At 75.5% G+C, this 13,149-nt stretch carries 3 protein-coding genes; all 3 read right to left on the reverse strand.

The features are described 5' to 3' along the window. Window positions 1-157: 157 nt before the first annotated feature. Window positions 158-364, reverse strand: a complete 207-nt coding sequence (locus ACZ58N_RS29690; RefSeq protein WP_471165935.1) for an MbtH family protein — start codon at window positions 362-364, stop codon at window positions 158-160. Beyond that, window positions 361-7,563, reverse strand: coding sequence for an amino acid adenylation domain-containing protein (locus ACZ58N_RS29695; protein ID WP_471165938.1), 7,203 nt, complete (start codon window positions 7,561-7,563; stop codon window positions 361-363). Before ACZ58N_RS29695 ends, ACZ58N_RS29690 begins: the two co-directional genes overlap by 4 nt. A 261-nt stretch (window positions 7,564-7,824) precedes the next feature. Further along, window positions 7,825-13,131, reverse strand: a complete 5,307-nt coding sequence (locus tag ACZ58N_RS29700; RefSeq protein ID WP_471166047.1) for a condensation domain-containing protein — start codon at window positions 13,129-13,131, stop codon at window positions 7,825-7,827. Window positions 13,132-13,149: the final 18 nt, after the last annotated feature.

Genomic DNA, 13,149 nt, shown 5'->3' on the forward strand with positions numbered 1-13,149 from the left:
GTCGCCCCGTCGAGGGGAAGTTGTTGCGGCAGTATCGGGGAATTACGGCCGGGATGCCGGCGGTACGGGTCGGTGGGGAAACCGAAAGGGTCGTACCCCGCGGTGCGGGGTACGACCCTTTCGGTTCCGATATCCGTACGGGATTTCGTCGTGTCGTTCAGGAGTACTGGGCGACCAGGCTCCGGGGGCGGATGTCGGTCCAGCTCCGCTCCACGTAGGCGAGCGCGTCCGCCCGTGAGCCCTCGCCCCACACGACCTCCCACCCGCCCGGGACCTCGGCGAATACCGGCCACAGGGCGTGCTGGCCCTCGGCGTTGACCACGACGCGGAAGGTGCCCTCGGTGTCGTCGAAAGGATTGGTCATGACAGACTCCTCAATTTTTCGGAAAGGATACGGCCGATCATCGCAAGTGGTTCCGGTTCGCCCATCCTGGTGTGCGGAACACCGATCAGATGGTTCTCCACCCGACCCTCCACATAAGGGATCCAATGCTGGGCGAGGGTGTTTTCCGTTTCCCCGTCCTCCAGGGCTGCCAGGAACAGCAGATCGGTGGCGACCGGGCGCGGGGCGTACAGGTTCATGATTTCGGCGTGGTTGATGGAGGCGCCGATCACCGAGCGGATCTCCGCGTCGGAGAAGGCGCCGAGCACCGGGTCCTTCAGCCGGACCAGCCCGATGAGGGCGTCCACGTCGAAGGGGGCTTCCGCGGGCTCGTCCGTGGCGTCACCGACGAGCATGTCCCGCTTCTGCGCCGGCGTCATCCGGCGTCGCTCGGGCTCCGTCGGCAGCAGGTGCACGTCCATCATGGCCAGCAGGTCGGTACGTTCGCCGAGCTCGGCGAGGCGCACCGCGAGCGCGTGGGCGACGGTGCCGCCGAAGGACCAGCCGAGGAAGCGGTACGGGCCGTGCGGCTGGATCCCGCGGATCAGCGGCAGGTAGTCGTCCACCATCTCCTCGACGGACCCGGGGGAGTGCCCCAGCTCGCTCAGTGCCCGCGCCTGCACCGCGTACAGCGGCTGGTCGGGCCCGAGGTGGCGGGCCAGCCCGGCGTACGGCCACCCGACACCCGTTCCCGGGTGGATGCAGAACAGCGGCCGCTGCGCGCCCCGGGTGTTCAGCGGGAGCAGCACCCCCATCGGGTCGAAGCCGGAGGGTTCGTCGCCGAGGAGGCCGGCGACCGTCGGCGTACGGAACAGGTCGCGGACACCGAGCTCCAGGCCGAGGACGGTCCGCATCCGGCTCACCAGCCGCACCCCGAGCAGTGAATGTCCGCCCAGCGCGAAGAAGTTGTCGTCGATGCCGACCCGCTCCAGACCCAGCACCTCGGCGAACAGGGAGCACAGCACCTCCTCGCGGGGGGTGCGGGCCGCCCGCCCGTCGCCCCGTACGGCCGGCGCGGGCGCCGGTAGGGCGGCCCGGTCGGGCTTGCCGTTGACGGTGAGCGGGATCGCGTCGAGCAGCACCGCCGCCGAGGGCACCATGTGTTCGGGGAGCTCGTCGGCCGCCCAGCGCAGCAGTCCCGGCCCGGTCAGGGTGTGCCCGGCGCGGGCCACGGCGTACGCCACGAGACGCTTCCCGCCGGGACCGTCCTCGCGCACGGCGACGGCGACCTGACCGACGCCCGGATGCCGGGCGAGGGTCTCCTCGATCTCGCCGGGCTCGATGCGGAACCCGCGCAGTTTGACCTGGCCGTCGGCCCGCCCGAGGAAGCGCAGTTCGCCGCCGGGCGTCCAGTGCGCCAGGTCACCGGTGCGGTACATGCGGCCGCCGTCCGCAGCGAACGGGTCCGGCAGGAACCGTTCGGCCGTCAGCCCGGGCCGGCCGACGTAACCGCGTGCCACCTGGGTGCCGGACAGGTACAGCTCGCCGGGCACCCCGACGGGCACCGGGCGCAGTCGCCCGTCCAGGACGTGGGCGCGGGTGTTGTCGAGGGCGGCGCCCAGGTACACGCCGCGGACCTCCCGCTCGGTGAGCGGGAACCGTTGCTGGTGCGAGGCGAAGGTGGTCTCGGTCGGCCCGTACGAGTGGACGAGCACGGTGTCGGGGCAGTTCTCCAGCACCCGTTGGAGCGCGCTCGGGGAGGCGACGTCCCCGCCGGTCCACACCTCGTCGAGGAGCTTGAGGGTGTCCAGGCCCTCGTCCGCCATGATGTGGAACAGGCCCATCGTGAAGTAGGCGGCGGTGACCTCGTTGCCGCGGATCGCCCGGTCCAGCTCCGCGACGTCGGTGCCGTCCCCGGGGGCGATCACCAACTGCCCGCCGTTGAGCAGCGGTACCCACAGCTCGTACGTCGAGGCGTCGAAGCCGATCGCCGAGTGGACCAGCATCCGCCGGTGGTGGGGCAGGTCCCAGCAGCGGTCGGTCACCAGGTCCACCACGTTGCGGTGGGTGACCCCGACGCCCTTGGGCCGGCCCGTGGAGCCCGAGGTGAACATCACGTACATCAACGCGTCCTCGCCGACCGGCACGCCCGGATCGGTCACCGGATGCCCCGACACCGGCGTGTCCACCGACAACACCCGGACCCCGGAGGCGAGTTGCGCGCGGACCGCCGGCAGGGCCGCCTGCGCCTCGCCGACGAGCAGCACCCGCGCGCCGACGTCCTCCATGATCATGTCCACCCGTGCCTCGGGCAGCCGCGGGTCCAGCGGCACGTACGCGGCCCCGCACTTGAGCACCGCCAGCGCCGCGACCAGCAGGTGCGGGGTGCGCTCCAGGAGCAACCCCACCGCGCCGTCCCGGCCCACGCCCGCCTCGATGAGCCGGTGCGCCAGCGCGTTGGCCCGGGCATCGAGCTCCTCGTACCGCAGGCTGTCCTCGCCGTACGTGACCGCGGTCCGCCGCGGCGTGCGCCGGGCCTGCTCCGCGAACCGTTCGTGCACCAGCCCGCACACCGCCCGCGGCGCGGCCGTGTCGTTGTACTCGACGACCAGCCGGTGCTCCTCCTCCGCGGACAGCAGCCGTACGTCCCCGATCCGCTGCTCGGGGTCCCCGGCCACGGCCCGCAGCGTCCGCGCCACGTGCCCGGCCAGCACGGCCGCCATGGGTCCGTCGTACAGGTCCGTCGCGTACTCCAGTACGCCGTCCAGGCCGCCCGGAGCGCCGTCGGCGTCCCGCGTCTCGCGCAGCGACAGCGTGAGGTCGAACTTGGTGAACCCCGACGCCGTGCCCACGGCGGTCCCGGCCAGGGCCGACGCGCGGGACGGACCCGCCTCGGCCGGCTGTACCTGGACGACGGCCTGCACCAGGGGATGGTGTGCGGTGGACCGCACCGGGTTCAGCTGCTCGACGACCAGGTCGAAGGGCAGCTCCTGGTGGGCGTAGGCCGCGTACGCGGTGTCCCGGACCCGGCCGAGCAGCTCGGTGAACCGGGGGTCGCCGGAGGTGTCGCAGCGCAGGGCGAGCGTGTTGACGAAGAAGCCGACCAGATCGTCGAGGGCCTCGTCGTCGCGACCCGCCACGACCGTGCCCAGCGGCAGGTCGGTGCCGGCGCCGTGCCGGGTGAGGGTGGCCGCGAAGGCCGCCTGCACCACCGTGAACAGGGTGGCACCGTGGTCCAGGGCCAGGCGTTCCAGCCGGGCGTGCGTGGCGGCGTCCACCGCCAGGGGGGCCGCCGCACCCCGGTGCGAGGCTTCGGCGGGCCGGGTCCGGGCGCCGGTGAGCTCCAGGACGGGCGGGGCGTCGGCGAGGGTCTCCCGCCAGAAGGCGATGTGCTCGGCGGCGGCTTCCCCGTCCAGTGCGGCCCGCTCCCACAGGGTGTAGTCCGCGTACTGCACCGGCAGCGGCTCCCAGTCGGGTGCGGCCCCGGCCAGCCGGGCCTCGTAGGCCGTGGTCAGGTCGTCGAGCAGCGGCCCGGAGGACCAGCCGTCGGCGGCGATGTGGTGGACCAGCACGACCAGGACCTGAGCGGTCCCGCAGTCGATCAGCGTGGCCCGGAAGGGCAGCTCGGCCGCCAGGTCGAAGACGTGACCGGCCGCCGCGTCGACGGCCGCCTCCAGCGCCTGGTGCGGCGAACCCTGCGGTCCGGGCGCCGGAACGTCCTGCGGTACGGTCACCCGCTCCAGCACCGGCCGGGCCCCCGGGCGCACCCGCTGGTACGGCTGCCCGTCGACCTCCGGGTACACGGTCCGCAGCACCTCGTGCCGCTCCGCGACGTCGGCCAGTGCCCCGGCGAGGGCCGCCGGGTCCAGCGGCCGGTCCGGACGCAGCACGAAGGGGATGTTGTACGAGCGGCTCGGCCCCTCCAGCTGGTCCACGAACCACAGCCGGCGCTGCGCGTAGGACAGCGGGATCCGTTCGGGACGCAGCTCGGGCGGCACGGCGGTCGGCGCGGGCCGGCCGGCGGTCCGGACCCGCCCGGCGGGGCGCGGGACGGACCCGCTCCCGTCCGCCGGGTCCGTCCCCTCCGGGGGCCCGGCCTGCGCGTCCGACTCGGCGAGGAGCCGGCGCGCCAGACCGGCCGGTGTGGGGTCGAGGAACAGGTCGCGGATCCGGGCCTGCACCCCGAGCGTCGCGCGGATGCGGTTCACCAGGCGGATCCCCATCATCGAATGGCCGCCCTCCGAGAAGAAGTTGGCGTCCGGTGCCACCGGTCCGGGCAGTCCGATGACCTCGCCGAACAGCGCGCACAGCAGGTGTTCGGCGGGCGAGTCGGTGGCAGGGGCGGTGTGCGGGGCCCCCTCGGCGGGGGCGCGTTCCCGGAGCCCGGTCAGTACCGCCTCCTCCTCGGGCGTCGGCAGCGGCAGGGCGCCCGGCCGGCCGGCCGGGTCGGCGGCGGCCCGCGCGAGGGCCCGTACGAACAGGTCCAGCAGCAGTTGCGCCGTCCCCGGGTCGAACAGGTCCTCGGCGTACTGCCACCACACCTCCAGCCCGCCGTCCGCGCCCTCCACGCAGGAGGCGCTCAGGTCGAACTTGGCCACCTCCAGGCCCGGTTCGACGAACCGGCCCGACAGCGGCCCGCCGCCCACCGGCCCCGCGGCCCCGGAGCCCTCCGCGTCGCCGGCCTCCTGCACGGTCAGCATCACCTGGAAGAACGGGTTGACGGCCGAGGTCCGCTCCGGCCGCAGGTGCTCCACCAGAAGGTCGAAGGGCAGTTCCTGATGCGCGTACGCGGCCAGGTCCGCCTCCCGCGCCCGGTCCACCAGCTCCGCGTACGAGGCGTCGCCCGAGACGTCGGTGCGCAGGACCAGGGTGTTCACGAAGAAGCCGACCATGTCGTCCAGTGCCTCGTCGGCCCGACCCGCCACCGGGGTCCCGATGGCGATGTCCGTTCCGACGCCGGCCGACGCCAGGGCCAGCGCGAGGGCGGGCTGCACCACCATGAGCAGGCTGGCGCCCCGCTCCCCGGCCAGCGCCACCAGCCGCCGGTGCGCGTCCGCCTCCAGCCGGGCCACGAGCGTGGCGCCCCCGCCGCCGGGCTCGGCCGGTCGGGGCCGGTCCGTCGGCAGGTCCAGGACGCCCGGCATACCGGCCAGCGCGGTCCGCCAGTGCTCGACCAGGACGCCGGGATCCTCCAGCAGCTCCCGCTGCCACAGCGTGTAGTCGGCGTACTGCACGGGGAGCGGATCCCGGTCGGGCGCGGCCCCGGCCAGCCGGGCCGCGTACGCCTCGCCGAGGTCCCGCAGCAGCGGGCCCACCGACCAGCCGTCGGTGGCGATGTGATGGGTCAGCAACGCCAGGGTCGCGGATCCGTCGCCCGGTACGAACAGGGCCGCGCGCAGCGGGAGCTGCGTCGCCAGGTCGAAGGTCGTCGCGGTGAACCCGGCCACCAGAGAAGTCAGTTCACCCGGATCGCACGGCCGGACGGTCAGCTCCACCGGCGGCGTGGGGAGCACGTGCTGGTACGGCTCCGAGTCCACCGCCGGGTACACCGTCCGCAACACCTCGTGCCGTTCCAGCACGTCGCCGAGGGCCGCCGCGAGGGCCGCCCGGTCCGGGACGGCGTCCAGGCGCAGTACGACCGGCAGGTTGTAGGTGGCCGAGGGTCCCTCCAGCGAGGCGAGGAACCACAGGCGGCGCTGCGCGTACGACAGCGGTACCCGATCCTCGGCGGGCAGCACCACCCCGTCGAACACCGCCCCGTCGAACAGCACCCCGTCCAACACCGCTCCGGGAGCCGCCGGTTCCGGGCCCGCAGCGCCCCGCAGCGCCTTCCGGTCGATCTTCCCGGACGAGGTTCGGGGCAGTGCCTCCACCAGCGTCACCGTGCCCGGCACGGCCGCGGCCGGCAGTTGCGCCCGGACCCGCTCGCGCAGCTCCCGCGCCTCCACCCCGCCGTCGGCGACCACGTACGCCACCAGCAGGCGCACTCCGTCCGTCGTCTCCCGCGCCACCACGGCCGCCTCGCGGACCCCGGGGTGTGCGGTCAGCACCGACTCCACGGACGCCGGGTCCACCCGGTGCCCGTTGATCTTCACCTCGTCGTCGGCGCGCCCCCGGAACCCCAGCAGGCCGTCCGGCCGTACGTGGACCAGGTCCCCGGTGCGGTACGCGCGTTCCGTGCCCAGCGTCGTGAACCTGGCCCGGGTCAGCTCCGGCCGGCCCAGGTAGCCGTCGGCGAGGCCACCGCCCAGCAGCCACAGCTCCCCGTCGACGACGGCCGCGCGGACCCCGGGCAGCGGCGCCCCGATCGGAACGGGGCCGCCCGCGTACCGGGACAGGTCGGCGACGGTCGCCACGACGGTCGCCTCGGTCGGCCCGTACGTGTTCAGCAGCCGGACCCGCTCCGGATCCACCGCCGCGCACCACTGCTCGACCCGCTCGGGGAGCGCCGCCTCACCACCGATGACCACCGTTCGCAGGCTCCGAGGCAGTTCGACGATCCCGGTGGACAGGGCGTGGGCCAGCTCGTGCCAGTAGGCGGTCGGCAGGTCGAGCACCGTCACCCCGTGCGCGGCGCAGCCGGCGAGGAGCCCGGGCACGTCGAGCATGTCCTCGTCGCGCAGCACGAGCGCGGCGCCCGAGCCCAGGGTCAGGAAGACCTCCTCGACGCTCGCGTCGAAGTGCAGCGGGGCGAACTGCAACACCCGGTCGCCGGGGCCGATCCCGTACCGGACGCCCGCTCCCGCCACGAACCGGGCCAGCGCCCCGTGCCCGACGACCACGCCGTTCGGGGTGCCCGTCGACCCGGAGGTGTAGATCACGTAGGCGGTCCCCTCGGGGACCCGAGCCCCCGGAAGCGTGAACTCTCCCTCCACGGGCTCCACTTCACGGCCCGAGCAGTCGGTGAGGATCGCCGCGTTCCGGGCGGCGGGCGCCCCGGGGTCCAGCGGCAGGTAGCCGGCGCCGGTCCGCAGGGCGGCGAGCAGTCCGACGATCGCGTCGACGCCCCGGGGCCGGTGGACGGCCACCAGCCGGCCCGGGCCCGCCCCGCCGGCGGCGAGTTCATCGGCCCGCACGGCCACCGCCAAGGCCAGCTGCCCGTAGGTCAGGCGCCGCTCGCCGTGCACCAGCGCGGTCCGCTCGGGGTCCTGAGCGGCGATCCGGTCGAGTACGCCGGGTGCCGGGCTGATCGCCGGGCCGCCGTCCAGGACGGCGGAGGCGGTGGGGGCGGTCGAGGGCATCGCGGGGCCTCCAGGCGAGGGGATCGGGAGCGGTTGCGGACTCCGTGCCCCCACGCTAGGCACCCCCCACCTGCCCGGAGGGCAGTCCCTCCGGCAGCTCCCACCACCGCCGGCTGCCGCCCCCGACTGCCGCCGCGCACCGACCGGCGCGGAGGTGTCCTCCCGACCCGGGAACGCGACGTGGCCGCCCGTGCTCACGGGCGGCCACGACAGGGGACGTGCGGGACCGAGGATCCGGGCGGGCCGGACCCTCGGCCCGGTTCAGCTCCGCACCCGGCTGCCCGCGTGCGTACGGCGGCGCAGGGCGGGCGCGGGGGCCGCGGCGGGGGAGGCCGCGGCCAGGAGGGCAGCGAGACGGCCCGGGGTGGGGTGGCGGAAGACGTCGCGGAGGGTGATCTCGTGTCCGAGCTCCGCGCGGACCCGGTTCACCAGACGGACGGCGAGCAGGGAGTGGCCGCCCGCCTTGAAGAAGTTGTCGTCCGGTCCGACCTGCCGTTCCAGGACCTCCGCGAAGAGCCGCAACAGCGCGGCGGCCCGCACCCCGACGGCCGGATCCTCCGCGGTGCCCGCAGCGTCGGCCGTGCCCTTCGCGCCGGTGGTGCCGGTGCCCGAGCCGAGGCCCGCCGGGCCGGCCGGCTCGCCGGGGACCCGTATCGCCGCCGGGACCGCGTACTCCGGCAGACGCTGCGCCGCCCAGGACTGGAGCTCGGCCTCCGACACCGTCCCGTCGGCCGGGGTGACCTCCGCGAGGAGCCGGCCGTCCGCCACCCGGGCCCGCGCCCCGCCGACCTCCGGATGCTCCGAGAGGACCGCTTCGACCAGGGCCAGGTCGATCGGGTAGCCCCCGACGAGCGGGCGCGGTGCCCGCCGGTCCGCCGGTGCCACGAGGCCCGAAACCCGCCGGTCCGGATCGGCCGCGAACAGCTCCAGCGCCGACACCAGCAGCGCCGCGAGCCGGCCCGCGCCCGAGGGCTCGTACAGGTCGGTGGCGTACTCCAGCACCCCGTCCAGCCCACCCCCGTCCCGCTCCGTGAGGGCGAAGGTGAGGTCCGACTTCGCGGTCCGCGCGGCGAACGACCGTTCCGTGCCCGCGAGCGGGCCCGCCGGCGGACCGGCCGGCGCCGGATTCACCTGGAGCATCACCTGGACCAGCGGGTGGTGCGCCGAGGAGCGGTGCGGGTTGAGGGCCTCCACCAACAGGTCGAAGGGCAGCTCCTGGTGGGCGTACGCCGCCAGGTCCGCTTCCCGGACCCGGTCCACGAGTTCCCCGAACACCGGATCGCCCGACACGTCGGTCCGCAGCACCAGGGTGTTCACGAAGAAGCCGACCAGGCCCGACAGGGCGTCGTCGCCGCGGCCCGCGACCGTCGTGCCGATCGCGAGGTCGTCGCCCGCTCCGGTGCGGGCCAGCGCCGCCGCCAGCGCCGCCTGCACCACCATGAACAGGGTGGCGCCCCGGGCGTGCGCGATCCGCAGCAGCCGGCGGTGCGTGTCGGCGTCCACGGTGAACCCGGTGACCGCGCCGCGCCCCGAGGGAACGGCCGGCCTGGGCCGCTGCGTCGGCAGGTCGATCAGCGGTGGCAGCCCCGACAGCGCCGCACGCCAGTGTCCGGTCGCGGTCGCGGCGTCGAGGCCGGCCCGCTCCCACAGCGTGTAATCGGCGTACTGCACCGGCAGCGGCTCCCAGTCGGGCGCCCCTCCGGCCAGGCGGGCCCCGTAGGCGGCGGCCAGGTCCGCGAGGAGCGGTCCCGTGGACCAGCCGTCGGCCGCGATGTGGTGCAGGAGCAGGACCAGCGTCTGCGGTCCGTCGCCGTCGGGGAGGAACAGCCGGGCCCGCAGCGGCAGGTCCCGGGTCAGATCGAAGACCTCCGCCGCCGCCTCGTCCACGGCCGCCGCGAGGTCCGCCGGACGGGCGAGCTCCAGCTGGGGCCGCGCCCCCTCCAGGACGCGCTGGTACGGCTCACCTCCCTCGGCCCCGTACACGGTGCGCAGCACCTCGTGCCGCGCGACGACGTCCGCCAGTGCCCCGGCCAGCGCCGCCGGATCCAGGGGCTGCTCCAACTCCCGCACCAGGGCGATGTTGTAGGTCGCGGAAGGGCCCTCCAACTGGTCCACGAACCAAAGGCGTCGCTGCGCGTACGACAGGGGCAGCCGCTCCGGCCGGTCCGCGACGGCGACGGGCGCGAGTCGGGCCGGGCCGCTCCCGGTGGCGTCGCCGAGACGGCGGTGCAGGGCCGCCGGGGTCGGCGCGAGGAAGAGGTCGCGGATCCCCGCCTCGACGCCGAGGACGGCCCGGATCCGGTTCATCAGCCGGCTCGCCAGCAGCGAATGCCCGCCGGCCTTGAAGAAGTTGGCGTCCGCCGCCATCCGTTCACGGCCCAGGGCCTGCGCGAACAGCCCGCACAGGATCTCCTCCCGGGGGGACGGCACCCGGCCCGGCCCGGCCTCGCGGCGGGCCCCGGCTCCGGCCTCCCGCAGATCCCGTGCGTGTCGTTCCAGCGCGGCCCGCCGCTCCTCCAGGGCCTGCCGCTCCGGCTCCGACACCAGGTCCAGCGCGCCGAGCCGCGTCCCGGGGGCCCGCCCGAAGGCACGCAGGGCCCGCACGAACAGGTCCAGCAGCAGCCGGGCCGTGTCCTCCTCGTACAGGTCGCCCGCGTACTGCACCAGCACGTCCAGGCCGCCCGGCCCGCCGTCGGCGGAGCGCCGTTCCGCACAGTGGAAGGACAGGTCGAACCGGGCCGCGCCGAGATCGGTGCTGCCGGCCCGGCCGGCGATCCCGCCGAGCCGCACCCGACCGGCGTCGGCCTGCCCGACGGTCAGCATCACCTGGAAGAAGGGGTGCTCGCCCAACGCCCGGCGGGGGCCGCCCACCTGCTCCACCAGCACGTCGAACGGCAGGTCCTGGTGGTCGAAGGCCGCCAGGTCCGCGTCCCGGACCCGATCGACCAGCTCCGACGCCGACGGATCGCCCGACAGGTCGGCGCGCAGCACCAGCGAGTTCACGAAGCAGCCCACGAGATCGTGGAGGTCCTCGTCGGAACGGCCCGCCGCCGGGGTTCCGATCGCCAGGTCCTCACCCGCTCCTGCCGCGGACAGCGCCGCCGCCAGGGCGGAGCGGACCACCATGAACAGGCTGGCCCGCCGCTCCCGGGCCAGTGCGGCCAGCTCCCGGTGCGCGTCCTCCTCCAGCGTGGCCGAAACCGTCGCGGCCCGCCCCGACGGTTCGGCCGGCCTCGGCCGGTCGGCGGGCAGCGCGGTCCGCGCGGGCATCCCCTCCAGGGCCGCCCGCCAGTGCGCCAGCAGGGCCGTCGGCTCCGCCAACAACTCCCGCTGCCACAGCGCGTAGTCGGAGTACTGCACCGGCAGGGCCCGCCAGGTCGGGGCCCGACCCGCGGCGCGCGCCCCGTAGGCCTCGGCCAGGTCCCGCAGCAGCGGCGCGAGGGACCACCCGTCGGTGGCGATGTGGTGGAGCAGCAGCACCAGCACCGAGGTGCCGTCCCCGGGCCGCAGCAGCCGGGCCCGTACGGGAACGCGCGCCGCCAGGTCGAAGGTCTCCCGCCCGAAGCCGGCGACGAGGCCCTCCAACGCCTCAGGCGCGCAGTCGGCCACCTCCAGCAGCCCGGCGGGAACCTCCAGCACCCGCTGGTACGGCTGCCCGCCCTCCTCGCCGTACACGGTGCGCAGCACCTCGTGCCGCGCCAGTACGTCGCCCAGCGCGGCCTCCAGCGCCGCGGTCCCGGGCACCCCCTCCAGGCGCAGCACCAGCGGCGCGTTGTACGTCGCCGACGGGCCCTCGATCCGGCCCAGCAGCCACAGCGAACGCTGCGCCGCGGACAGCGGGAGCCGCTCGGGCCGCGCCCCGACGGGTACCGCCACCAGCGGGGGACGGGAGGCGGCCGCCCCGACGCGCCCGGCCAGCCGCCGGTGCAGCGCCGCGGGTGTCGGGGCGAGGAACAGGTCCCGGATGCCCGCCTCGACGCCGAGCGCGCCCCGGATCCGGTTGACGAGCTTGCTCGCGAGCAGCGAATGGCCGCCGCTGCGGAAGAAGTTGGCGTCGGCGTCGAGCCCGGGCCGGCCGAGCACCTCGGCGAACAGCCCGCACAGGATCTCCTCCCGGGGCGCCAGGCCCTCGCGCCGTACCCCGACGGTCGGCGCCGGGGCGGGCGCCGCGGCGGTGGCGCACGGCCGCCCGGCCAGCGCCCGCGCCTCCGCCGACGTCGAAGTCCCCAGCTCGCCGAGCCGCGCGCCGGGAGTCCGCCCGAAGGCGCCGAGGGTCCGCACGAACAGGTCCAGCAGGAGTCGGGCCGTGCCCTCGTCGAAGAGGTCGCCCGCGTACTGCAGGGCGACGTCCATGCCGTCCGGCCGCCCGTCCGGCGTGTGCCGTTGGGCGCAGTACCAGGTCAGGTCGAACTTCGCGGTCCCCAGGCCGACGTCGGCGAGCCGCCCGACGAGACCCCCGCCCAGGTCCACCGGCGCCGCGCCGGCCCCGTCCGCCTCCACCGTCAACATCGTCTGGAAGAACGGGTGGTGGCCCAACGCCCGCTCCGGGCTCAGCTTCTCCACGAGCAGGTCGAAGGGCAGTTCCTGGTGCTCGTACGCGGCCAGGTCCGCGTCCCGGACCCGGTCCACCAACTCGGCGGCGGACGGGTCGCCCGACAGATCGGCGCGCAGCGCGAGCGAGTTGACGAAGAAGCCGACGAGCTCGTGCAGGTCCTCCTCCGGGCGGCCCGCGACGGGCGCGCCGATCACCAGGTCCTCACCCGCCCCCGCCGCCGACAGGGTTGCCGCGAGCGCGGCCCGCACCACCATCGTCGCGCTCGCGCGCCGGGCACGGGCCAGCGCGAGGAGCGCGCCGTGCGCCGCCGCGTCGAGCCGGCCGGTCACCGCGCCGCCGCGCCCCGAGGGCTCGGCCGGTCGGGGCCGGTCCGCGGGCAGGGTGAGCACCGGCGGAGCGCCCTTAAGGGTGTCCCGCCAGTACGCCAGCTGTTCCCCGGCGACGCCGTCGGGGTCATCGGGGTCGCCGAGTGCCTCGTGCTGCCACAGCGCGTAGTCGGCGTACTGCACGGGCAGCGGCTCCCAGTCGGGGGCCCGCCCGGCCAGCCGGGCCCGGTGGGCCCGCGCGAGGTCCCGCAGCAGCGGCCGCACGGACCAGCCGTCGGTCGCCACGTGGTGGATCAACAGGACCAGCACCGCGCTGCCGTCACCGGAGCGGAACAGCCGTGCGCGCAGCGGTGGTTGGCGGGTGACGTCGAACGTCTCCCGGACGAGGGCGGCGACCCGCGCGTCCCGTGTGCCGTCCGCGCAGTCCTCGACGGTCAGCCGGGGCACGTCGGCCGCCGGCAGCACCCGCTGGTGGGGCTCCGCGTCCGCGCCGGCGGGCAGCACCGTGCGGAGCACCTCGTGCCGCTCCACGACGTCGGCGAGGGCGTCGGCGAGCGCGTCGAGCGGCGCGCCGGCGGCCGGGCCGGCGTCCAGGTGCAGGACGACCGGCGCGTTGTAGGCGGCGGAGGGGCCGTGCAGCCGGCCCAGGAACCACAGCCGGCGCTGCGCGTACGACAACGGGATCACGGTCATGTCCTCGGCGTC

This window comes from Streptomyces sp. NPDC040432, from assembly GCF_055595445.1.